Origin of the sequence: Actinosynnema sp. NPDC023794 (genome assembly GCF_040639675.1) — a bacterium.
Lineage (GTDB): Bacteria > Actinomycetota > Actinomycetes > Mycobacteriales > Pseudonocardiaceae > Actinosynnema > Actinosynnema luteola.
Map to the genome: position 1 here is coordinate 128,573 of NZ_JBFAFR010000004.1, position 22,300 is coordinate 150,872.

Genomic DNA, 22,300 nt, shown 5'->3' on the forward strand with positions numbered 1-22,300 from the left:
ATGACATCACTGGTGCACCACATCACGATCGACTGCGCGGACGCCTACGAGCTGGCCGGCTTCTGGAGCAAGGTGACCGGCATGCCGGTCTCCGACGACGACTTCCCGGGGGACCCCGAAGCTCTGGTCGCGCTGCCCGGCGGGCCCGGACTGCTGTTCATCCAGGTGCCCGAGCCCAAGTCCGTGAAGAACCGGGTCCACCTCGACCTCCAGCCCGACACCACCCGTGACGCCGAGGTGGAGCGGCTGCTCGGGATCGGGGCGACGCTGGTGTCCGACATGCGCCGGCCGGACGGCAAGGGGTGGGTCGTGCTGGCCGATCCGGAGGGCAACGAGTTCTGCGTTGAACGCAGCGCAGCCGAGCGGTCCGAGCAGGCCTGAGACTGGTCACCCACATGTCGCAGCCGGTTGTCCACACCGGCACGTGAGTTGTCCACAATCCGCAGGTGGGAATCCACAGGCGACTGCGGCCCACCACTCGTGGTCGACCTGCCGGCCGCCACTGGGGTGAACATCGGCTGGTAAACCCCGATCGAACGTCCCGCTGACGTGGCCCGGGTGTTGTCCCGCCCACGTCCCGTGAGGAGTCGTGCGTCTGGCGGTGGGCCGCAAGCGCCGGATTCGGTATACGTGGAAGGGAATGTCCACCCGTTCGCGGGAACTTTTCGCGACCGTCCGTAATCGCACTGCACTCGAAGGTGGCATCAAGGAGTCGACCGGCCAGTTGGCGGGTTAGTGTCCCCCCGTCGGGATGGAAGCTTGACGAGGACGTAGCGCCCTTGCTGGCGCCGCCAGAAACGTGGAGACTGCGCCCGGACCATGACTGCGAACGCCGTGTTGAGCCCCATCCCGAGCCCGCCACACCGCGAACCTCCTCCTGGTGTCACCGCTATGGTGCGGATGATCCGGGAGAGCTTCGCGGTGGTGGAGCCGCGCGCCGAAGAGGTAGCCAAGTTCTTCTACGGCATGCTCTTCAGCCTCGCGCCGGCGACCCGTGAGATGTTCCCCGCGAACATGGAGGTCCAGCGCAGCCGACTGCTGCGCGCCCTCGTCCACGTCGTGCAGATGGTGGACAGACCGGACGACCTGATCCCGTTCCTGCGGCAGCTCGGGCGCGACCACCGCAAGTTCGGCGTGGTCAACGTGCACTACGAGTCCGTCGGCACGGCGTTGCTGGCGGCGGTGAAGAAGTTCGCCGGTCCGGCGTGGACGCCGCAGGTCGAGATGGCCTGGGCCGAGGCGTACACGATCATGGCCAGGGCGATGCAGGAGGCGGCGGCGGCCGACGACGGCCCGGCCTACTGGCACGCGACCGTGCTCGACCACCAGCGGGTGAGCTGGGACCTCGCGGTCGTGCGGTTGCAGCCGGATCACCCGGTCGGGTACCGCGCCGGGCAGTACGTGAGCGTCGAGACGCCGCAGCGCGCGCGGTTGTGGCGGTACTACTCGCCCGCGAACGCGCCGCGCGACGACGGCATCATCGAGTTCCACATCCGTTCGGTCGAGGGCGGGTGGGTCAGCCGGTCGATCGTCGGGCACACCCAACCGGGTGACGTCTGGCGCCTCGGGCCACCGATGGGCCGGCTCAACGTCGACCGGAAGTCCGGGCGGGACGTGCTGATGGTCGCCGGCGGGACCGGGGTCGCGCCGATGCACGCGATCATCGACGAGATGGCGCAGTGGGGCGAGAACCCGCGCGTGCACCTGTTCATGGGCGGGCGGACCCGCGAGGACCTGTACGACCTGGACAACCTCCAGCGGTTCGCCATGACCAACCCGTGGCTGACCGTGGTGCCGGTGCTGGAGTCCGATCCGGGCGCGCGCGGCGTCGAGCAGGGGACGCTCGCCGACGTGGTCACGCGTTACGGGGCGTGGGAGGAGCGGGACGTGCTGGTGTGCGGCTCGCCGTCCATGATCCGGGCGACCGTGTCGCGGATGCTGGTCGCCGGCACCCCACTCGACCGGATCAAGTACGACCCGTTCACGCTGGACTGAGCACCTACCCGAAACTTCTTCACGTTCGCCGCCGGGTCGTGCGGGACCTTCGGCGACGCACCGCGATCCGGCTCGTCACGGCCGTGCCGGCCAGGCCGCGCCCAGCACTGCCGCCAGCGTCTCCGGCCGACTGGTCTGCGGGCAGTGGCCGCCGTCGACCTCGATCGCCTCGACCCCGAGCCGCTCGCGCGCCGCGCGGCGCATCCACGACGGCCGCAGCGTGCGGTCGTCGCGCGGCAGGACGTAGGTCGACGGCAGGTCCGGCACCTCGTGCACCTCGCGGTACGTCGCGGCGGGGTAGAACAGGCGCAGGGTGCGCAGGCCGGCGCGCACACCGGCCAGGTCGCAGTCGTGGAACAGGAAGTACGAGGCCACCACGGGGTCCGCGGTGGGCGGTTCGGACAGCGAGCGCCACTCCGGGTTGAACATCTCGCCCGTGTCGACGGCGAGCTCGTCGGCCAGCGACACGGGGCCGGGGATCATCGCGGCGATCCAGGCCAGGTGGGACGCGCCGAGGGCCCGTGCGATGGAGGGCATCAGCAGGCCGGCGCCGGAGTGGCCCACCAGCACCGGGGCCAGCGCGTCGCCCGCCTGGGCGCGGGCGATCGCGGCGTAGTCGACGGCGCGCAGTTGCGGCTGGTCGGTCGGCAGGTCCACGGCCACGGTGCGGTGGCCGCGTCGGCGGAGCAGGTCCTCCACCGGGCGCCAGGCCGCGGGCGACTGGGTGGTGCCGTGCACGAAGACGTAGTCCACGGGGTCCAGTCTGGCGCGGGTCGTCCGGTTCGGTAGTCGTCCGGTTCGGTAGTCGTCCGGGTCCGTAGGGCGTCCCGGCCGGTGGGTCGTCCGAGTCGGCGGGGGTGGGGACGGCGGAGCCCGGCCGGCGGGGTGGGGACGGCGGAGCCCGGCCGGCGGGGTGGGGACGGCGGGGCGGAGGGGTGGGGCCGGTGGGGGTCGGCGTCGCGGGGTTCCTCATGCTTAACCGAGGTACGGGAACAGTGTTTCCGTACACTTTTCCGCGATGATCACCCTATTGGGCGACCCGTCAGCAGCTCAGCGCTTGGAGTTCGGCTTCCAGACGACCAGTGCCGTCTCGTGCCGCACCGGCACCAGGTCACGGCGGTACGACGCGTGCACCGACGCGGCGGCGTGCTCGGCCGCGGCCATGGCGGAGGCCAGTTGTTCGGTCAGCTCCTGCACCCTCGCGCGCAGCGCACCGACCTCGTTCTCCAGCTCGATGATCCGCTTGACGCCCGCGAGGTTCACGCCCTCCTCCTGCGAGAGGCGTTGCACCTCGCGCAGCAGCACGATGTCGCGCATCGAGTACCGGCGCCCGCCGCCGGACGTGCGGCCCGGCGACACCAGGCCGAGCCGGTCGTAGGCACGCAGGGTCTGCGCGTGCAGACCCGACAGCTGGGCCGCCACGGAGATGACGAAGAACGGGGTGTCCTCGTCGGTGCCGGGCGGGAACGGGAAGCTCACACCGACCTCTTCTCCAACAGGGCGTTGAGCTCAGCGCGCGGGTCGTGCATCGCCGTCGCCGACGCGTAGTTCTCCAACGCCTCCCGGGCTGCGGCGTCCATGTTGTTCGGCACCGCGACGTTCAACGTGATGAGCAGGTCGCCGACCTGGCCGTCGCGCTTGGCGATGCCCTTGCCCTTGGCCCGCAGCACCCGACCGCTGGCCGTGCCCGCGGGAACCTTCAACGTCACCTTGCCCTCGAGCGTCGGCACGGTCAACGTGGCGCCGAGCGCCAACTCGGGGAAGGTCACCGGAACGGTCACGGTCAGGTCGTTGCCCGACCTGCCGAAGATCGGGTGCGGGTTGACGTGCACGAGCACGAACAGGTCGCCGGCGGGCCCGTTGTTGCGCCCCGGCTCGCCCTGCCCGGCCAGCCTGATCCGCTGGCCGTCGTCGACGCCCGCCGGGATCCGGATGGTCAACGTCCGGGTCTTCGTGCTCACGCCGTCGCCCGCGCACTCCGGGCACGGGTCGTCCACGATCCGCCCGGTGCCCCGGCAGTCGGCGCACGGCTCGGAGAACGCGAACGCGCCCTGGCTGCGGGTGACCAACCCGGCGCCGCCGCAGTTCGTGCACGTCCGCGGCGACGTGCCGGGACGCGCGCCGGATCCCGCGCACGTGCCGCAGGTCGCCGGGCTGGACAGCCGCATGGGCACGGTCGCGCCCTTGACGGCCTCGGTGAAGTCGATCCGGACGTCGGTCTCGACGTCCTCGCCGCGCCGCGGCCTGGTCGCCGACGCGGACGTGCCGCCCCGGCGGTTGAACAGGCCGCCGAGCAGGTCGCCGAGCCCGCCCATGCCACCGGCCTGCTGCGCGCCCTGGCGGCCGAACAGGTCGCCGACGTCGAAGCCGCCGCCGGCGCCGAACCCGCCGGGGAACCCGCCGCCTCCGGAAAAGAGGCGGCGGGCCTCGTCGTACTGCTTGCGCTTCGCGGTGTCCGACAGCACGCCGTACGCCTCTGACACCGCCTTGAACCGCGCCTCGGCCTTGGCGTCACCGGGGTTGGCGTCGGGGTGCAGCTCCCGCGCCAACTTCCGGTACGCCTTCTTGATCTCGTCGGCCGAGGCGTCGGAGGTGACGCCCAGCTCGCGGTAGAAGTCCTTCTCGATCCAGTCGCGAGCGCTCAACGGACGCCGCCCCCCTTCTCAGTCCTGCTGCTCTTCGACCGGCTTCTCGACGGCCTCTTGGACGACCGGCTGCTCGGCGGCGGCCGGTTCGTGGTCGGTCACGGCGACCAGCGCGGGCCGCAGCACGCGCTCGCCGAACCGGTAGCCGCGACGCAGCACGGCGGTGACGGTCGGCCCGCTGACGTCCGGCGAGGTGCCGTGCTGCACGGCCTCGTGGACGGACGGGTCGAACTCCTCGCCCTCGTGCCCGAACGGCTCCAGTCCGGTGCCGTGCAGCGCGCTGACGAGCTTGTCGGCCACCGCCTTGAACGCGCCGGTGAGGTCGCCGTGCGTGCCGGCCCGCTCGATGTCGTCGAGCACGCCGAGCAGCTCGCCCGCCACCTGCGCCTTGGCCGTGGCGACCACCAGTTCCCGGTCGCGCTCGACGCGCTTGCGGTAGTTGGCGTACTCCGCGGTCAACCGCTGCAGGTCGGCGGTCCGCTCGTCGAGCTGGGCCTTCAGCTCGACCGACGGGTCGTCGGCCACGGCCGCTTCGGCCTCCGGCTCGGGCGCGGCGTGCTTGCCGCCGCCCTCCGAACCGGCCTCGGGCACACCGGACGGACCGACCGAACCGGCCTCCGGCTCGACCGGGGCGTCGGCCTGCGACGCCTCGGCCTGCGCGTTCTCGTCCGACGGGCTCTCCCGCACCTGACCCGTCTCCGGGTCGATGCGCCTGCGGTCGCGCACCACCACGTGGGGCTGTTCCTCGGGCTGGGTCACTTCTTCTCGTCCTCGTCGACGATCTCCGCGTCCACCACGTCGTCGGCCTTCGGCGCGTCACCGGCGGCGGCACCACCGGTGGCGCCCGCGGCGTCGGCCGTGGGTGCGGCGTTGGCGTACAGGGACTGGCCGATGGCCTGGGACTCCGTGGCGAGCTTCTCCACCGCGGCGCGGACCTTGGCGATGTCCTCGCCCTTGAGCGCCTCGGTGGTCTCGGCGAGGGCCGCGGTGACCTTCTCCTTGACCTCGGCCGGGAGCTTGTCCTCGTTCTCCTTGAGGACCTTCTCCGTCTGGTAGACGAGCGTCTCGGCCTGGTTGCGGACCTCGGCCTCGTCGCGGCGGCGCTTGTCCTCCTCCGCGTGCGCCTCGGCGTCCTTGATCATCTGCTCGATGTCGTCCTTCGGCAGCGCGGAGCCGCCGGTGATCGTCATCCGCTGCTCCTTGCCCGTGCCCATGTCCTTCGCGGACACGTGCACGATGCCGTTCGCGTCGATGTCGAAGGTGACCTCGATCTGCGGGACGCCGCGGGGCGCGGGCGGCAGGCCGGTCAGCTCGAACATGCCGAGCTTCTTGTTGTCCCGGGCGAACTCGCGCTCACCCTGGAACACCTGGATCTGCACGGACGGCTGGTTGTCGTCGGCCGTGGTGAAGATCTCCGAGCGCTTGGTCGGGATCGTCGTGTTGCGCTCGATGAGCTTGGTCATCACGCCGCCCTTGGTCTCGATGCCCAGGGACAGCGGGGTGACGTCGAGCAGCAGGACGTCCTTGACCTCGCCCTTCAGCACGCCGGCCTGCAGGGCCGCGCCGACCGCGACGACCTCGTCCGGGTTGACGCCCTTGTTCGGCTCACGGCCGCCGGTCAGCTCCTTGACCAGCTCGGCCACGGCGGGCATGCGGGTGGAACCGCCGACCAGCACCACGTGGTCGATGTCGCCGACGCTGATGCCGGCGTCCTTGATCACGTTGTTGAACGGCGCGCGGGTGCGCTCCAGCAGGTCGTTGGTGATGCGCTGGAACTCGGCGCGCGACAGCGTCTCGTCCATGAACAGCGGGTTCTTGTCCGCGTCCACGGTGATGTAGGGCAGGTTGATGGAGGCGTTGTTCGAGCTGGACAGCTCGATCTTCGCCTTCTCGGCGGCCTCGCGGATCCGCTGCAGCGCCATCTTGTCCTTGGTCAGGTCGATGCCGTTGCTCTGCTTGAACCGCTCGACCAGCCAGTCCACGATGCGCTGGTCCCAGTCGTCACCACCGAGGTGGTTGTCACCGGAGGTCGCCTTGACCTCGACCACGCCTTCGGCGAGCTCGAGCAGCGAGACGTCGAACGTGCCGCCACCGAGGTCGAAGACCAGGATGGTCTGCTCCTTGTCGCCCTTGTCGAGGCCGTAGGCCAGGGCGGCGGAGGTGGGCTCGTTGACGATGCGCAGCACGTTGAGGCCCGCGATCTGGCCGGCCTCCTTGGTGGCCTGGCGCTGCGCGTCCTCGAAGTAGGCGGGGACGGTGATCACCGCGTCGGTGATCTCCTCGCCCAGGTACGCCTCGGCGTCGCGCTTGAGCTTCATCAGCACGCGCGCGCTGATCTCCTGCGGCGTGTACTTCTTGCCGTCGACGTCGTCGGTCCGCCAGTCCGTGCCGATGTGGCGCTTCACGGACCGGATCGTCCGGTCGACGTTGGTCACCGCCTGGTTCTTGGCGGGCTGACCGGTGAGCACCTCGCCGTTCTTGGCGAAGGCCACGATGGACGGTGTGGTGCGCGACCCCTCGGAGTTGGCGATCACCGTCGGCTCGCCACCCTCGAGAACCGCGACGACGGAGTTGGTCGTCCCCAGGTCGATGCCGACCGCTCGCGCCATTGGATTCCTCCTGGTAGTGCGTGTGTGAGAGCCCCGCGTTGAGCGGTACCGGCTCAAGTTTAGCCGGCGTCGGTGGACTTGAGTCCACCCGGCTCAATCTTTCTGCCTGTCCAACGGACGGCGGTGTCGCGGTGTTCCCGGTGCGAGGTGATCCGGGACACTCGTCCGCATGGAGTCACCCGCCGACATGATGGCCGCCATCACCGCGTCGATGCTCGCGCGCACCGGCCGCACGCTGGACGAATGGGTCGAGCTGGTCGAGGCGAGCTCACTCGACCCGGTGGACCGGAAGGCCGTCCGGGCGTGGCTGCGCGACGTGCACGGGGTGAAGCAGAACTCGCAGTGGACGATCGCGGACGCGGCGGCGCGGCGGGCGGGGTGGACCGAGCCCACGTTCACGGAGTACGTCGAGGCGCAGTACTCGGGGCGCAAGGCGGCGCTGCGACCTCTGTTCGACCGGATCGCGACGCTGGCGCTCGGGCTGGGCGAGGACGTGCGGGCCGAGGGTCGGGCGACCTACGTGCCGTTCGTGCGGGGGCGGCAGTTCGCGGCCGTGCAGGCGATGGCGTCGCGGGTCGACCTGGGCCTGCGGTTCACCACCGCGCCCGAGAGCGACCGGTTGACGCCCGGCGGCCCCGGCCAGGCGACGCACAAGGTGTCGCTGACGGGGGCCGACGAGCTGGACGGCGAGGTGGAGGCGCTGCTGGTGGCGGCGTACGAGCAGAACGCCTAGGCGGCGGACCGCACCGTCACGTCGCCGCTGTCGGTGCGCAGGTGCAGCTCGGCGGAGCCGTTCGGGTCGTTCTTCACGTCGACGTTCCGCTCGCCGCTGCCGGCGTCCACGTCGATCTTGTACGCGCCCTGCGGGACGGTGACGTTCAGGCTGCCGCTGCCCATGTCGGCGCGCACGGAGTTGACGGCGACGATGGCCACGTCGACGTCGCCGGAGTCGGAGTCGATGGTCACCGAGCCGCTCATGTCGACCAGCCTGGTGCTGCCGGAGCCGACCCGGCCGGTGAAGTCGCCGCCGACGGCGGTCGCGTCCAGGTCGCCCGAGTCGTTGTCGACGCGCACCGGGCCCGCGACCTCGCGGACCGTCGTGCTGCCGGAGCCGACTTCGACGTCGACGCTCGCCACGCCTTCGAGGTGGACGTCACCGGAGCTGTTCCGGCCGGTGATCTTGACGTCCTTGCCCGGGACGGTCACCTCGTAGTCCACCGAGCACTGGCTGCCGCAGCCGTCGAGGACGAGGGTGGAGCCCTCCATGCGGTGGGAGACGCCGCCGGGCTTGTCCGAGCCCTTCGGGTACTCGACGCGTCGGCGGACCTGGGTCTCGGTGACGCCTGCCTGCCCGCGGACCGTCACGTCGCCCGAGCCGTTCTGCAACCGCACCTCAGTCACCTGGTCGGACACCGAGTGCGTGTCGTCGAACGTGTTGTGGACGAGTCGCACGCACGACGTGAGCGCCAGCGCCGCGGTCACCGCCACACCGACCGTCAACGCGATCCGCTTAACCACCGCTGCCCCCTCGTCAGGCGTCAAGATGTCGAGATCCACGCTATGGGTACTCGACCGGCGCGCCCACCAGGGAGGCCCCCGACCGATACGGGGGCTGTCCCTACCCCTCCGGTCAGCGGACCGTCAGCGGCGCGGCGTGTGCCGAACGGTGAACTCGGGGGTCCTGAACGCAGGACACGCGCGTCCCGAACGTAGGACACGCGCGTTCTGGAGGTACGACACACGCGTTCTGGAGGTAGGACACGCGGGGTCAGGCCAGGGATTCGACGACGGCGCGCAGGGCAGGCGCGGAGCGGGCCGGGTCGACCAGGAAGCGCTGCGAGGCGATGACGTGCGTCTCCGTCATCCGCTCCCACACCATGCCCTGCACCGGCACCTCGGTGATGACCAGCCGGAACGGCTTCACGTACCGCCCGAGCCTGCCCTCCACCCCGCGCACCACCTCGCCGATCGGCAACGCCCCCCGCGACGTCACGTACCGCTGGTCGTACTCGGCCGCGGCCGGGCCCAGCGCCAGCACCGCCGCCCGCAGCGCGGGCCGGATCTGCAACGACGCGCCGGTCGGGTCGGCGGGCGAGCCGCCGGCCGGCTCGGCGCGGGCGTGGTCGAGCACGTCGGCCCACCAGCCGAGCCACTCCTCCGCCGCGGCGGCGCGGTCGACCCCCACCGGCACCACCACGGGCACCGACGGGTCCAGACCGGGCAGCTCGGGCACGGTCTCGACCGAGAGCGCGAGCGTGTCCCGGACGAACAGCGCGGTGTTGACCGTCTGACTCGTCCCGTGCGACACCTGCCACGACTCACGACCTGCGAACCTCATGCCACCAGTGTCCCGCGTGAAGGTCATCCGCCGAGCATCAGAAGGGACACGACGGGCTCCAAATCCTCCGCCATTGGGGGGAAATCCGCGATCAACGCCTGGATCAGGAGCCCGTCGAGGCCCGCGAGGACCGCCCGCAGCGCCACCGGGTCGCGCGGGCCGGCCACCTCCGCCATGAGCGAGATCCACCGACGGGCCGCCGCGCGCAGCTCCGGCCGGCGTGCCGCCAGCAGGTACAGCTCGTACTCGGCGAGCGTGCGGCCCCGGTGCGGGCCGGCGGCGTCGGCGATGAACCGCGCGACCGCCGCGGGCGTCAGGGCCACCTCGCGGAAGCTCGCGGCCATCTCGTCGGCCGACCACGTGAGCGTGGCGATCAGCAGGTCGTCCAACGTCGCGTAGTAGTAGGTCGTCGACGTCGTCGGCACGCCCGCCTCGCGCGCCACGGACCGGTGGCTCACCCCGGCCACGCCGTCCCGTTCCACGACCCGCAGCGTGGCCGCCAGGATCTCCCGCCGACGCCGGTCGCCCCGCACCCGCCGGCCGTCAGGCGGTGGCACCGCTGCCCACCTCGATGGCCACCACACCCGCGATCACGAGCAGCAGCCCGACCACCATCGTGGTGTTCACCGGCTCCTTGAACACCAGCACGCCGATGCTCGCGACCGCGGCGATCCCGAAGGCGCACCAGATCGCGTACGCCACGCCGATCGGCATGCCCAGCTGCAGCACCTTGCTCAACGCGCCGAACGCGACGACGTACCCCACGATGACCACGACCGACGGGATCGGCTTGGAGAAGCCCTCGGAGAGCTTGAGGAACACGGTGGCGGTGACCTCGCCGATGATCGCCACGGCCAGCACCAGGTACACGAGCACGTCCCGCCCCCAACAAGTTGAACGTCTGTTCCACTAGTCTACCGGCCCTATGTGATCGGCCACGTCCAAGTGGTTACCGGTCAGTAATCGGGCGTAGGCTGCCCAGCCAGGAGAACGGACGAGAAAGGCCGCCACCACAATGGGAGCCCTCCAGCTCACCCTCGGCGCCATCGGCGTCGCCGTCAGCGTGTTCGCCTGGGGTCTGTTCGTCGCCGGTGTCGTGCGGATGATCAGGATCATCCGCCTCGGCCAGCCGGACTCGACCCGCAACGGGCCGTTCCTGCCCCGCCTGCGCACGTTGATCGTCGAGTTCGTCGCCCACACCCGGATGGCCAAGTTCCGCAAGGTCGCGCCTTGGCACTGGATGGTGATGTGGGGCTTCCTGATCGGCTCCGCGGTGCTGTTCGAGGCCTACGGCGAGATGTTCTACCCCGGCTTCCACTGGCCGGTCATCGGCACCTGGTCGCTGTGGTTGCTGCTGGTCGAGCTGCTCGGCATCGGCACCGTGGTCGGCGGCGTGGCGCTGGCGATCATCCGCCAGCTCAACCACCCGCGCCGCGCCGACCGCGTGTCCCGGTTCGCGGGCTCGGACTTCAAGTCCGCGTACTTCGTCGAAGCGGTCGTGATCATCGAGGGTCTCGGCATCCTCGGCGTGAAGGCGTTCAAGCAGGCCTCCGGCCTGGAGGACCCGCCGCTGTGGTCGTCGTTCGTGACCGCGCCGCTGGCGCAGATCCTGCCCGCGAGCCCCGACTGGGTCTCGATCATGGCGTTCACCAAGCTGCTGTCCGGCATGATCTGGCTGATCGTGGTGTCGAAGAACCTCACCATGGGCGTGGCTTGGCACCGGTTCAGCGCGTTCTTCAACATCTACTTCAAGCGCGAGGACGACGGCGGCGTCGCGCTCGGCGCGCTGAAGCCGATGATGAGCGGCGGCAAGGTCCTCGACCTGGAGGAGGCCGACCCCGACAAGGACGTGTTCGGCGTCGGCAAGGTCGAGGACTTCTCCTGGAAGGGCTGGCTGGACTTCAGCACGTGCACCGAGTGCGGTCGCTGCCAGTCCCAGTGCCCCGCGTGGAACACCGGCAAGCCGCTGTCGCCGAAGCTCGTCATCACGCAGCTGCGCGACCACGCGTTCGCCAAGGCGCCGTACCTGCTCGCGGGCGGCAGCAAGGACATGGCGGGCGACGAGGTCGGCCTGACCGAGGACAAGTACGAGGACTACAAGAAGCGCCTGGAGTCCATCGACGTGCTGGCGCTGGCCGAGTCGGAGCGCCCGCTGGTCGCCGGCGCGGACGAGCTGGGCGTGATCGATCCCGAGGTGCTGTGGTCGTGCACGACGTGCGGCGCGTGCGTCGAGCAGTGCCCGGTGGACATCGAGCACGTCGACCACATCGTCGACATGCGCCGCTACCAGGTGCTGATCGAGTCGAACTTCCCGTCGGAGCTCGGCGGCATGTTCAAGAACCTGGAGAACAAGGGCAACCCGTGGGGCCAGAACGCCAAGGACCGCTTGGCGTGGACCGAGGGCCTCGACTTCGACGTGCCGGTGTTCGACGGCGAGCTGGGTGACGCCGAGTACCTGTTCTGGGTCGGCTGCGCGGGCGCGTTCGAGGACCGGGCCAAGAAGACCACGCGGGCGGTGGCCGAGCTGCTGCACACCGCGGGCGTCAAGTACACCGTGCTCGGGCCGGAGGAGACCTGCACCGGCGACCCGGCGCGGCGCGCGGGCAACGAGTTCCTGTTCCAGATGCTGGCGCAGCAGAACGTCGAGGTGCTCAACACCGTGTTCGACGGTCGCGAGCCGGGCCGCCGCAAGATCGTCGTGACGTGCGCGCACTGCTTCAACACGCTGGCCAACGAATACCCGCAGGTCGGCGGCCAGTACGAGGTCGTGCACCACACGCAGCTGCTCAACCGGCTGGTGCGCGAGCGCAGGCTGGTGCCGGTGGCGGAGGTCGCGGAGGACGTCACCTACCACGACCCGTGCTACCTGGGCCGGCACAACAAGGTCTACGAGGCGCCGCGCGAGCTGGTCGGCGCGTCGGGCGCGACGCTGCGCGAGATGCCCCGCCACGAGGAGCGTTCCATGTGCTGCGGCGCCGGTGGCGCTCGCATGTGGATGGAGGAGCGGATCGGCAAGCGCATCAACCTCGACCGCGTGGACGAGGCGCTGGGCACCGCGCCGTCGAAGATCGCGACCGGCTGCCCGTTCTGCCGCGTGATGCTGACCGACGGCGTGACGGCCCGGCAGAACGAGGGCGCGGCGGGCTCGCACGTCGAGGTCGTCGACGTGGCGCAGCTGCTGCTGACGTCCGTGCGCCGGGGCCAGGCCCTGGAGCGCGGCGACGTCCCGACGGACGAGACCCCGACCGGCACCCCGTTGCCGGACGAGGACAAGGCCGCGTCCAACTAGCCGTTTGCGGACGAACGCCCCTCGGTCGCACTGCGGACCGAGGGGCGTTCGTCGTCAGGTCAGTCGCGGTCGGTGACGCGGTCGTAGGCGAGGTTCAGGGCCCAGCTCGCCAGGGCCACGATGATCGCGCCCCAGAACGCGGGCCAGAAGCCGGTGACGTCGAACGGCAGGCCCAGCTCGCCCGCCAGCCAGCCCGTGAGCCAGAACAGCAGCGCGTTCACCACCAGGCCGATCAGCCCAAGCGTGACCAGGTAGAACAGGCAGCCGAAGAACTTCACCAGCGGCTTGACCACCGCGTTGACCAGACCGAACAGCAGCGCGACGCCGATCAGCGTGCCGATCTTCGCGGGGGTCGACGCGCCCGCCTCCAGGTCGATGCCCGGGATGAGCGTGGCGACCCAGACCGCCACCGCCGTCAGCAGTACGTGCACCAAAATGCCCATGCCGCAGGCTAACGGCAGCGGTGGTCCGAACGGGTCAGGCGCGACGACGCCTGCGTGCCGCCAAGAAGGTCAACGCGCCTGCGCCGAGCAGCAGGCCGCCGATCGCCGCCATCGGGAACGGCGCCGCGCCCGTGTCCGCCAAACCGCTGCTCCCACCGGCCACCTGCACCACTGCCGGAGCGGTGGTGGTGGTGGTGGACGTGGGCGTGGTGGTCGTCGGGGGCGTGGTCGTCGTCGGGGGCGTGGTCGTCGTCGGCTGCTCGTCGGTCGCGTACTTCAGCGGCACGATCGCGTGGTTGTCCTTGAAGTTCGTCTCGCGGTGCCCGAGCGCCGAGAACGGTCGGATGAGCAGGTGGAACTGCTCGAACCCCGGGTCGTCCAACCGGTACGCCAGCCGCACGTCGACGGTCTCGCCGACCGCCATCGGCCCGTTCAGCCTGAACTCCTGGCCGGGCGTGATCACGGTGACCCGGTCACCGGCCCCGACGAACTCCGGCGTCGACCCGAACACCACCATCTCCGGGTTGTCCGGCGCCTCGCCCCGGTTGGTCACCGGCACGACCAGCGTGACGACGTCACCCACGCGGTAGGCGTCCTTGGCGGGCTCCAGGCGCGGCGTGCCCGCCACGAAGTCGGCGTCCAGGTACGTGTAGCGGACGTCCACGCGCGTCGTCTCGCCCGCGCGGACCACGATCTTCTTCTGCCGCGTCGCCGGGTCGATGTCGTGCTCGGTCAGCGGCTGCGCCAGCTTCAGCTCCGGCGCGTTGTCGGCGACGATCGACACGTCCGAGCCGATCGGCACGTCGGTGAACTCGTACTCGCCGTTCACGCCGCGCGTCGCGGGCGCCACGTCGACGATGCCGAAGATCAGCCGGACCGTCGGCGCGCCCGGCACGTCCGGCTCGCGCGTCTGCCGCACGCCGTCGCGGTTGAGGTCGGAGAACGAGAAGCCGCGCACCGTGCCGCCGCGCACGCCGAAGTCGAACCTGCCGCCACCGCTGACGGGGTTGACCGTCGACTCGGTCGTCGACTCGTAGATCCCGGCGTTGCGGTTGTAGACGGCGAGCGGCACGTTCGGCAGGCCCTCGGCCTTGTAGCGGCCGTCGGCGTCGGTGTAGTAGCTGCCGATGAACGCCTTGGTCGAGGCGTCGTGCACGTCCACGGGGAGGCGGTTGACCAGCGGCGGCTCGCCCGGGTCGACCACGCCGTCGGCGTCGCGGTCGAACCACACCAGGCCCTCCAGCGTGACGGTGTCCTGCTCTGCCACCGCGAGCGGGCTCGCGAGCGTCGCCACGCCCACGGCCACGAACAAGGCCGCGAGACGGCCGGTCATGCTCCGCACCTGGAATTCCCCCCGGAAACCTAATACCTGTCACCTCGACGTCGCGCCGCCGACCGTGATCGTTTCATGAGAGCGGTCACACCCGGCGGGGCGCGCCGGGGCGGCCTAACGTCGGCGCATGGCAGCTGAGCAGTCGGAGGGCGGGCAGCCGAAGGGCGGGGAGAGCACGATCACCGTCCTGCTCGCCCTGGCCGTGAACCTCGCGATCGCGGTGATGAAGGCGATCGCCGGGGTGATCACCGGGTCGGCGGCGATGATGGCGGAGGCGGCGCACTCGGTCGCCGACACGTTCACCGAGGCCCTGCTGCTGACCGCGTTGCGCCGGTCGGCCAGGCCCGCGGACCGCAGGCACCCGTTCGGGTACGGCAAGGACCGGTACTTCTGGTCGCTGCTCGCCGCAGTGTCGATCTTCGTGTCGGGCGCGGTGTTCGCCTTCTACGAGGGTTTGCGGACCGTGTTCGGCTCGCCGCAGGAGCAGAACAGCCCGGTCGTCGGGTACGTGGTGCTGGCCATCGCGTTCGCGTTGGAGTCGGTGTCGTGGACGCAGGCCGTGCGGCAGGTGCGGCGGGAGGCGCGGGCCGAGGACCGGTCGGTGCTCGCGTTCCTGCGGGTGTCGGACGACCCGACGGTGAAGACGGTGTTCCTGGAGGACTCGGCGGCGCTGGTCGGGCTGGTGCTCGCGTTCGGCGGGCTGGGGCTGCACCAGCTGACCGGGTCGTCGGTGTGGGACGGCGTGGCGTCGTTGGCGATCGGCGTGCTGCTCGCGTTCGCCGCGTACACGTTGGCGTCGACCAACCGGGGGTTGCTCATCGGCAGGCAGGCCGACCCGGTGCTGGTGCGGGCGGTGTGGTCGCGGCTGCGTGACGCGCCGGAGGTCGAGCAGGTGGTGGACCTGCTGACGATGGCGGTCGGCACGGACCGCGTGCTGGTGTGCGCGCGGCTCGACTTCGACGACGCGCTGGGCGCGGCCGACCTGGAGCGGGCGTGCGTGCGGATCGACGCCGAGCTGCGTGCCGCGTACCGTGAGCTGGACGAGGTGTTCCTGGAGCCCGTGCCGCGGACCGACCCGGAGCTGAGGTCGCGCGTGCTGGCCCGGTACGGGGACCTGAAGCTCTAGCGCGTGGTGTCGGTGCGGTGGAAGTTCAGGTAGGCGCGTGACGGCGTCGGCCCGCGTTGGCCCTGGTAGCGGGAGCCGGCCTGGGCCGAGCCGTACGGGAACTCCGCCGAGCTGCTGAGCCGGAACAGGCACAGCTGGCCGATCTTCATGCCCGGCCACAGCGTGATCGGGAGGTTGGCGACGTTCGACAGCTCCAGCGTGATGTGGCCGGAGAAGCCGGGGTCGATGAAGCCCGCCGTCGAGTGGGTCAGCAGGCCGAGGCGGCCCAGCGAGGACTTGCCCTCCAGCCGGCCCGCCAGGTCGTCGGGGAGGGTGACGAGCTCGAAGGTCGAGCCGAGCACGAACTCGCCGGGGTGCAGCACGAACGGCTCGCCGTCGGCGGGCTCGACCAGCGAGGTCAGGTCGTCCTGCTGCATCGAGGGGTCGATGTGCGTGTACCGGGTGTTGTTGAAGACGCGGAAGAACCGGTCCAGTCGGACGTCGATGCTGGACGGCTGCACCATGACGTCGTCGAACGGGTCCAGCACCAACCGGCCGGACTCGACCTCTTTCCGCAGATCGCGGTCACTGAGCAGCACGGGCACAGCCTATGTGTATGATCGGTGCCGCAGCACGCGGGTGTAGTTCATTGGTAGAACGACAGCTTCCCAAGCTGTAGAGGCGGGTTCGATTCCCGTCACCCGCTCGTAGCGCGAAGGCCCGGGTCACGTCGACCTGGGCCTTCGTCGTGCTCGATGCGCGCCGGGATTGTCGGAGGCCGCTGCTACGTTCCCCCGCGAGCCCAGGCGGACCGGACGAGGGGAAGAACCGTGGCAGAGGTGGCACTGCGGCCGATCGAGGACTCCGACCTCGACGCGCTGTTCGACCAGATGCGTGACCCCGAATCGGTCAGGATGGCCGCCTTCACCGCGAAGGACCCCGACGACCGGGCAGCGTTCGACACCCACATGGCGAAGCTGAGGGCCGCCCACGACATCACGCTGCGCGCGGTGACCCTCGACGGCCGCTTCGTCGGCAGCATCTCCAGCTTCGTCATGGACGGCGACACCGAGATCACCTACTGGATCGACCGGTCGGCCTGGGGTCGAGGAGTCGCCAGTCGTGCCCTGGCCCTGCTCCTGGACGTGGTCGCGGTCCGGCCCCTGCACGCCCGCGCCGCCAGTGACAACCGCGGCTCGCTCAGGGTCCTGCAGAAGGCGGGCTTCACGATCACCGGCACCGAGATCGCCTACGCACCCGCCAGGAACGCCGACATCGAGGAAACCGTCCTGCGCCTCGACTAGTCACCCGCCCACGTGAACGACACGGTGTACGTGCGCTTCCAGGGGACGGTCCGGCATGAGCGCGGGTTCTTCCCCGGAGTGTTCTGGCTGGTCAACCGGCTCGCCCGGGAGGGGGTGCTGACGGCGGAGCAGGAGCGGTTCCGGCGGGAGAACAACGACTGGTTCGACGCGGCGTACGTGACGCCGTCCGACGTCGACCCGACCGTGTACGACCGGGAGGTCAACCCCGCTGCGGTGGCGTGGTTCAAGGCTTCGGCACATCACCTGATCGAGCGGGTCGACGGCTACTTGGAGATCCTCGCCGCGCACGGGGTGGTGTGCGAGCGGGTCGAGTCGGGGGATCCCGGGCGGATCGTCTACGAGGACGAGCACCAGGTGGTCGTGGTGCCGCGCGATTAGCGGAGGCGGGTGGTCCACTCGTCCAGGCGGGTCAGGGACGTGCGCAGGTCGGCGAGCAGTTCCAGGGCGTGGGTGTGCGCCGCCGCACGCTCGGCCGGCGTCACCGGGCGGTGACCGAGGGCCCGCCACACCATCCACGCCGCACCGCCCAGGTAGACGCGCAGCAGGCCCGCGAACGACGTCGGCGACGCCGGGGGACGCCGACCGCCCGCCTCCTCGTACGACTCGATCACCCGGTCGAACGCGGCACGGTCCTCACCCAGTCGGCTGAAGTAGACCGCCGCACGGGTCAGCTCCCACTCCGCGTGCTCCGGGCCCGCGCCGTCCCAGTCCAGCAGCAACGGTCCGGCGGCGGTCTCCAGGACGTTGTCCGGTTTCACGTCGCGGTGCGTGTTGACCGGCGTGAAGTCAGCCGGGGCCGCGGCGATCGCGCGAGCCTCGGCGACGTCCGGCAGGTAGGCGCGGACGGCGGCGGTGAAGTCGTCCGGCGCCTCGTCCAGCCACTCGCGCCACTCCTCGACCGGGTGCGGCGACCCGTCCGGGGTCCCGTCGGCGGCTTGACGGTGCAGCGACGCCAGCGTGGCGCCGACCCACGTCGACACGTCCGAGGTCAACGGCCTGCCGTCGTGCCACTCGTGCACCAGGTAGCTCGCGACCTCCTCGCCCACCCGCACGTCCGCCAACAGCGGCGCGGCCGGTTCCAGCGGGTGCACCGGGCGTGGCATGGGGAACCCGCGGGAGTAGGCGTCCAGCTGGACCTCGGCGGCCACCAGGTAGTCGCGCATCCACCAGTCCTCACGCGACCGGTTCAGGCGCTTGACCGCCCAGGTGCCGCGCGACGTGCGCAGGCGCCAGACCAGGTGAGACCGCCCACCCGCCACCGGCACCCACGGTTCGAGCACGTCACCCAACCCGAACGCCGCCGCCACCTGTCGCTCCACGCCACCGGACGCTAGAGCACCCGGCCGCGAAGTCAGGACCCGTTTTCCGACGAACGCCACACCCGCTCGTAACGCTCCTGGTCGCGCGCCGTCCGCTCCTTGCGCACCGCCGCCGCCGCGCCCGCCGGGTAGCCGTACTTCGTCATCCGGTGGTCCGTGCTCTCGATCGCGTACGACACGCCGAAGTACACGCCGACCACCAGCCCCAACGACCCGCAGGCGATCGCCAGCGGCACCGGCGAGCCCAGGCCCAGCACCAACGCCAGCGTGATCACCACCGTCAGCGGCAGGACCTGCAGGAACATCCGCGCGGTGAACCACGCCAGCCACGTCGGCTTGGTCGCCTGCCGGAACACCCACTCCCGGTGCCTCATGGGCAACCGGCCGCCGAGCAGGTACCAGACCCGCAACGGCACGGCCGGCCTCACGTCCGCTCCGTCGCGGCGATCACCCTGGTCAGCACGGCGTGCAGGTCGCGCAGCTCGTCCGGTGACATGCCGAGCCGCTCGATCACCGCGGGCGGGATCGCCAACGCGCGCTCGCGCAGCGCCGCGCCCTCCCCGGTCAGCGCCACGGCGAGCTGCCGCTCGTCCGCCGCGGCCCGCGACCGCGTCACGTACCCGATCGCCTCCAGCCGCTTGAGCAGCGGCGACAGCGTCGCGGGCTCCAGCGCCAGCAACCGGCTCAGCTCCTTCACCGACAACGGCGCCCGACCCCACAGCGCCAGCATCACCAGGTATTGCGGGTGGGTCAGTCCCATGGGCTCCAGCAGCGGCCGGTAGACCGCGACGACGTTCCTGGACGCGACGGACAACGCGAAGCAGACCTGCCGTTCCAGGTCCAGCGGGTCCTCGACGTTTTGCACACTAATCATTAGCACACACACTATGTCCGGACGGCCGGTCCGCGCACCGCGACGAGGACCACAGTCACCGCCGCGCGGCCGTGATCAGGTGTGACGACGCGCCCAGCACGGACTCCTCCTGCTCGACCTGCCGCAACGCCCACATCAGGTAGTCCTGCAGCCCCGGGTCGGCGTACGCGGCGTCGAGGTCGGCGTTGGACCGCAGCCACGCCACACCCTCCAGCGCGAACGTCCCGACCACGTCCAGCCCGGCGTCGCGCGCCTCCTCGGCGGCTTCCGCGGGGTGGTGCAGGTACGCGGTGGTGAACCAGGGCGTGTCCGCCGGCGGCAGGTGCCGCCCGGTCTGCATCGCGTGCGTCACCACGTCCCGGTACCGCGGGTCCTGCACGAAGTCCTTGCGCAGCCCGTCGAGCAGCGACGCGAACCGCCCGATCACGGCGCCCAGCACCACACCGCCGGGCCGCACCACGCGCCGCGCCTCCCGCCACGCGCGCAGCCGGTCCTCCCGCTCCATCAGGTGGTAGAGCGGCCCGAACAGCAGCACCACGTCGAACGGCCCGTCGAACGGCAGGTCACGGGCGTCGCCGACGACGGCCGTCACCCCGGGCAGCGCGCCCGCCACCTCCACGTGCGACGGCATCGCGTCGACCACGACCACGTCGTGCCCGTCCTCCGCCAACCACCCCGCGTGCACGCCGGTCGCACCGCCGACGTCCAGCACCCGGCTGCGCTCGCCGACGAACCGCCGCACGACCTCCTGCGTCCGCAGGAACTCCAGCCGACCGTTCCCGCCGACGCGCAGCCGCTCCTCCTCGAAGCCCCGCGCGTAGAACTCCCTGATCTCCCGGTCCATCTTCCGACGGTATGGGCGCGGGCAACCGGTTTACCTGGCTTCCAGCTCCGCCCAACCGCCGCCGCGCGCCAGCACCGCGCGCACCTCCGCGACGTGCTCGACCACGCCCGCGAGGTCGCCGTGCAGCAACGCGGCCCGGTCGGCGTCCACCGGCAGCCCGTCATCGCGCCACAGCTCCACCGGCAGGCTCACCACGAACACCACGGAGTCGACCAGCCGCAGCACCACCGCCGACGGGTCACCGGCGTACGCGCCGCGGATCGCGCCGCACTCCGCCAGCACCGCGCGCAGCCCGCCCACGGCCGACGCCGGTGTGCCGTCCCACTCGTCCGACGGCCACAGCCGTCCGCTCAGCGCGAGCCACAGCCGCCACCCGGCGGCCGACTCGGCCTCGTCCCGCGGTCGCCAACCCTCCATCACCCCACTGTGCGGGCGCACCGAGCGCCCGCACAGCGGAGATGACCCATCACACACGGCGACGTGGCGCACTCAGGCGCGCGTGGGCACCTTCTCGTCGTCGGCGTCGGACTGCAGCGAGTCGACCAGCGCCGACCGCTCCTCCGACGGCTCCGGCTTGATGACCAAGCCGATCAGCAGGTAGAGCACCAACGACACCAGCAGCGGCCAGGACACGATCACCGCCTGGGTGACGAACTCGACCTTGTTCTGCTGAAGCACGTACAGGACGGCCCACGTGCCGAGACCGCCGATCACGGAGCTGGTCGCCGCGGTCGGTCCGACCTTCTTGAACCACGGCAGCATGCCCAGCATCAACGGGATCGCGATCGGGCCCATCGTGGCCGCCACCAAGGCGATCACGACCTTGAGCACGAATCCCTTGGTGTCCGCGGTGAGCGCGATCGTCATGCTCAGCCCGATGAACGCGAACGTGGTGATCCGCGCCAGCTGCAGCTGCGCGGGCTCGCTGAGCCGCCGCACGCCCTTCCACAGCCTGGGCAGCATGTCCCGGGTGATGACCGCGGAGATCACATTGGCGTCCGAGGACACCATCGCCATGGTGTGCGAGAAGAAGCCGGCCAGCACCAGGCCGATCATGCCCGCGGGCAGCATGAGCTTGCCCATCTCGACGTACGCCTGCTCGGCGTTGGCCTCCATGCCCGGCACGATCAGCGGCGCGGCCCACATCGGGAAGAACAGCACCAGCGGCCACACCAGCCACAGCGCGCTGGACAGCAGCGCGGACCGCTTGGCCGCGGCGCCGGACGGCGCGGCCATGTAGCGCTGCGCCAGGTTCCACATGCCGCCGTTGTACTCCAGCGTCTTGATCAGGAACAGCGCCATGAAGAAGATCAACGTGTAGTTGCCCGACAGCGGCTCGGAGTGCGACTCGGGCAGGTCGTCCCAGATCGTCCACATGAAGTCGATGCCGCCGAAGTGCGCGGCCACCGCGACGAACATGGCGATGCCCGCCGCGCCCTGGATGATGAACTGCCCGAAGTCGGTCAGCGCGTCGGCCCACAGGCCGCCCAGCACCGAGTAGACCATCGTGACGGCGCCGACGATCGTGATGCCGAGCCAGATCGGCACGCCGGCGAAACCCTGGAGCAGCAGCGAGACCGCGACCCACTTGGCCGCGATGTCCACGACCTTCAGCGCCGCGCCCGCCCACGCCATGATCTGCTGGGTCGGCACGTTGTAGCGGCGGGCCAGGTACTCCAGCGGCGACTTGACGCCGTGCTTGGAGCGCAGGCGGTTCCACGTGCCCGCCCACAGGAACGCGCCGATGCCGACACCGACGCCGATCGTCAGCGCCCACCAGATGTAGACGGTCAGGCCGAGGCGGTAGGCCTCGGCGGCGAAGGCCACGAACATGACCGCGCTGTAGCCGGACATGTGGTGCGAGATGCCGGACAGCCACCAGGGCATCTTGCCGCCCGCGGTGAAGAAGTCGGCGATGTTCTTGATGCGCCCGCGTGACCAGTAGCCGATCGCCACCATCACGAAGAAGTACCCACCGACGACGACCCAGTCGAGGGTGTCCATGAGGCCTCCACGAGTGTTCGGCCCATGGGTGGCGGCGCGTGTTCGAGCGGCGGCGGTGCGCGGCGTCCCACATGGGTGTGTGACGTACGTCTTACGAGGCTGTTGCGCCCGGCGGAAGGCCACGGAGGGTCATTGAGTCACATTCGTGACTGTTGTTCACATATCTGACCGTGCGAG

At 70.7% G+C, this 22,300-nt stretch carries 25 protein-coding genes and 1 tRNA gene; 8 read left to right on the forward strand and 18 right to left on the reverse strand.

Annotation, left to right across the window (positions count from 1 at the left end; all coding sequences use genetic code 11):
- Window positions 1-381: a VOC family protein gene (locus tag AB0H12_RS11850; protein ID WP_499622715.1), complete on the forward strand. Its 381-nt coding sequence runs from the start codon at window positions 1-3 to the stop codon at window positions 379-381.
- Window positions 382-891: 510 nt separating this feature from the next.
- Window positions 892-1,995 (forward strand): FAD-binding oxidoreductase, encoded by a 1,104-nt coding sequence (locus AB0H12_RS11855; protein ID WP_499622716.1) that lies wholly within the window; start codon window positions 892-894, stop codon window positions 1,993-1,995.
- Window positions 1,996-2,070: 75 nt separating this feature from the next.
- Here the strand turns inward: AB0H12_RS11855 and AB0H12_RS11860 are convergent, their stop codons facing one another.
- The 5 genes from AB0H12_RS11860 to dnaK form a co-directional block, all read right to left on the reverse strand.
- Window positions 2,071-2,748: an alpha/beta fold hydrolase gene (locus tag AB0H12_RS11860; RefSeq protein WP_499622718.1), complete on the reverse strand. Its 678-nt coding sequence runs from the start codon at window positions 2,746-2,748 to the stop codon at window positions 2,071-2,073.
- Between the two features lie 297 nt (window positions 2,749-3,045).
- A complete protein-coding gene (locus AB0H12_RS11865) occupies window positions 3,046-3,474 on the reverse strand; it encodes a heat shock protein transcriptional repressor HspR (protein ID WP_230570812.1) in 429 nt (142 codons plus the stop codon).
- Window positions 3,471-4,640 (reverse strand): molecular chaperone DnaJ, encoded by a 1,170-nt coding sequence (gene dnaJ, locus AB0H12_RS11870; RefSeq protein WP_499622719.1) that lies wholly within the window; start codon window positions 4,638-4,640, stop codon window positions 3,471-3,473. The genes AB0H12_RS11865 and dnaJ overlap by 4 nt, the downstream gene beginning before the upstream one ends.
- An 18-nt stretch (window positions 4,641-4,658) precedes the next feature.
- On the reverse strand, window positions 4,659-5,399 hold the full coding sequence (gene grpE, locus AB0H12_RS11875; RefSeq protein ID WP_499622721.1) for a nucleotide exchange factor GrpE: 741 nt from the start codon (window positions 5,397-5,399) through the stop codon (window positions 4,659-4,661).
- Entirely contained in the window at window positions 5,396-7,249 is a 1,854-nt protein-coding gene (gene dnaK, locus AB0H12_RS11880; RefSeq protein ID WP_499622722.1) for a molecular chaperone DnaK, read from the reverse strand. Before dnaK ends, grpE begins: the two co-directional genes overlap by 4 nt.
- A 169-nt stretch (window positions 7,250-7,418) precedes the next feature.
- On the opposite strand from dnaK, the gene AB0H12_RS11885 reads away from it, so the two are divergent.
- A complete protein-coding gene (locus AB0H12_RS11885) occupies window positions 7,419-7,982 on the forward strand; it encodes a DUF5655 domain-containing protein (RefSeq protein WP_499622724.1) in 564 nt (187 codons plus the stop codon).
- On the opposite strand, the gene AB0H12_RS11890 is transcribed toward AB0H12_RS11885, so the two are convergent.
- The 4 genes from AB0H12_RS11890 to AB0H12_RS11905 form a co-directional block, all read right to left on the reverse strand.
- Complete coding sequence (locus AB0H12_RS11890; protein WP_499622725.1) at window positions 7,979-8,767, reverse strand: DUF4097 family beta strand repeat-containing protein; 789 nt, start codon at window positions 8,765-8,767, stop codon at window positions 7,979-7,981. The two genes, AB0H12_RS11885 and AB0H12_RS11890, sit on opposite strands and share 4 nt — an antisense overlap.
- A gap of 250 nt (window positions 8,768-9,017) precedes the next feature.
- Window positions 9,018-9,587 (reverse strand): hypothetical protein, encoded by a 570-nt coding sequence (locus AB0H12_RS11895; RefSeq protein ID WP_499622727.1) that lies wholly within the window; start codon window positions 9,585-9,587, stop codon window positions 9,018-9,020.
- A gap of 23 nt (window positions 9,588-9,610) precedes the next feature.
- A complete protein-coding gene (locus AB0H12_RS11900) occupies window positions 9,611-10,144 on the reverse strand; it encodes a TetR/AcrR family transcriptional regulator (protein ID WP_499622728.1) in 534 nt (177 codons plus the stop codon).
- A complete protein-coding gene (locus tag AB0H12_RS11905) occupies window positions 10,131-10,463 on the reverse strand; it encodes a DMT family transporter (RefSeq protein WP_499622730.1) in 333 nt (110 codons plus the stop codon). Before AB0H12_RS11905 ends, AB0H12_RS11900 begins: the two co-directional genes overlap by 14 nt.
- Before the next feature lie 139 nt (window positions 10,464-10,602).
- On the opposite strand from AB0H12_RS11905, the gene AB0H12_RS11910 reads away from it, so the two are divergent.
- On the forward strand, window positions 10,603-12,876 hold the full coding sequence (locus tag AB0H12_RS11910; protein WP_499622731.1) for a (Fe-S)-binding protein: 2,274 nt from the start codon (window positions 10,603-10,605) through the stop codon (window positions 12,874-12,876).
- 59 nt (window positions 12,877-12,935) lie between these two features.
- On the opposite strand, the gene AB0H12_RS11915 is transcribed toward AB0H12_RS11910, so the two are convergent.
- Window positions 12,936-13,319 (reverse strand): phage holin family protein, encoded by a 384-nt coding sequence (locus AB0H12_RS11915; protein WP_499622733.1) that lies wholly within the window; start codon window positions 13,317-13,319, stop codon window positions 12,936-12,938.
- Between the two features lie 34 nt (window positions 13,320-13,353).
- Window positions 13,354-14,652 carry a hypothetical protein gene (locus AB0H12_RS11920; RefSeq protein WP_499622734.1) on the reverse strand — a complete coding sequence of 433 codons (1,299 nt, stop codon included), beginning with the start codon at window positions 14,650-14,652 and terminating at the stop codon, window positions 13,354-13,356.
- 127 nt (window positions 14,653-14,779) lie between these two features.
- On the opposite strand from AB0H12_RS11920, the gene AB0H12_RS11925 reads away from it, so the two are divergent.
- Window positions 14,780-15,778 (forward strand): cation diffusion facilitator family transporter, encoded by a 999-nt coding sequence (locus tag AB0H12_RS11925; RefSeq protein ID WP_499622736.1) that lies wholly within the window; start codon window positions 14,780-14,782, stop codon window positions 15,776-15,778.
- Here the strand turns inward: AB0H12_RS11925 and dcd are convergent.
- On the reverse strand, window positions 15,775-16,356 hold the full coding sequence (gene dcd / locus AB0H12_RS11930) for a dCTP deaminase (RefSeq protein WP_499622738.1): 582 nt from the start codon (window positions 16,354-16,356) through the stop codon (window positions 15,775-15,777). The two genes, AB0H12_RS11925 and dcd, sit on opposite strands and share 4 nt — an antisense overlap.
- A gap of 36 nt (window positions 16,357-16,392) precedes the next feature.
- Here dcd and AB0H12_RS11935 point away from each other — a divergent pair.
- The 3 genes from AB0H12_RS11935 to AB0H12_RS11945 all read left to right on the forward strand — a co-directional run bounded on the left by AB0H12_RS11935 (window position 16,393) and on the right by AB0H12_RS11945 (window position 17,460).
- Window positions 16,393-16,463: transfer RNA gene (locus AB0H12_RS11935), tRNA-Gly, on the forward strand.
- A gap of 124 nt (window positions 16,464-16,587) precedes the next feature.
- Window positions 16,588-17,061 carry a GNAT family N-acetyltransferase gene (locus tag AB0H12_RS11940; RefSeq protein WP_499622739.1) on the forward strand — a complete coding sequence of 158 codons (474 nt, stop codon included), beginning with the start codon at window positions 16,588-16,590 and terminating at the stop codon, window positions 17,059-17,061.
- Window positions 17,062-17,073: 12 nt separating this feature from the next.
- A complete protein-coding gene (locus AB0H12_RS11945) occupies window positions 17,074-17,460 on the forward strand; it encodes a hypothetical protein (protein WP_499622741.1) in 387 nt (128 codons plus the stop codon).
- Here AB0H12_RS11945 and AB0H12_RS11950 read toward each other — a convergent pair.
- The 6 genes from AB0H12_RS11950 to AB0H12_RS11975 form a co-directional block, all read right to left on the reverse strand.
- Complete coding sequence (locus AB0H12_RS11950; protein ID WP_499622742.1) at window positions 17,457-18,401, reverse strand: phosphotransferase family protein; 945 nt, start codon at window positions 18,399-18,401, stop codon at window positions 17,457-17,459. The two genes, AB0H12_RS11945 and AB0H12_RS11950, sit on opposite strands and share 4 nt — an antisense overlap.
- A gap of 32 nt (window positions 18,402-18,433) precedes the next feature.
- The gene (locus AB0H12_RS11955; protein WP_499622744.1) at window positions 18,434-18,829 is read right to left on the reverse strand and encodes a DUF5313 family protein; all 396 of its coding nucleotides are present in this window, start codon (window positions 18,827-18,829) and stop codon (window positions 18,434-18,436) included.
- Complete coding sequence (locus AB0H12_RS11960; protein ID WP_499622746.1) at window positions 18,826-19,275, reverse strand: MarR family winged helix-turn-helix transcriptional regulator; 450 nt, start codon at window positions 19,273-19,275, stop codon at window positions 18,826-18,828. Before AB0H12_RS11960 ends, AB0H12_RS11955 begins: the two co-directional genes overlap by 4 nt.
- Before the next feature lie 55 nt (window positions 19,276-19,330).
- Window positions 19,331-20,119, reverse strand: coding sequence for a class I SAM-dependent methyltransferase (locus AB0H12_RS11965; protein ID WP_499622748.1), 789 nt, complete (start codon window positions 20,117-20,119; stop codon window positions 19,331-19,333).
- Between the two features lie 30 nt (window positions 20,120-20,149).
- Window positions 20,150-20,536, reverse strand: coding sequence for a hypothetical protein (locus tag AB0H12_RS11970; protein WP_499622749.1), 387 nt, complete (start codon window positions 20,534-20,536; stop codon window positions 20,150-20,152).
- Between the two features lie 72 nt (window positions 20,537-20,608).
- On the reverse strand, window positions 20,609-22,123 hold the full coding sequence (locus AB0H12_RS11975; RefSeq protein ID WP_230570832.1) for a sodium:solute symporter family protein: 1,515 nt from the start codon (window positions 22,121-22,123) through the stop codon (window positions 20,609-20,611).
- Window positions 22,124-22,300 lie beyond the last annotated feature (177 nt).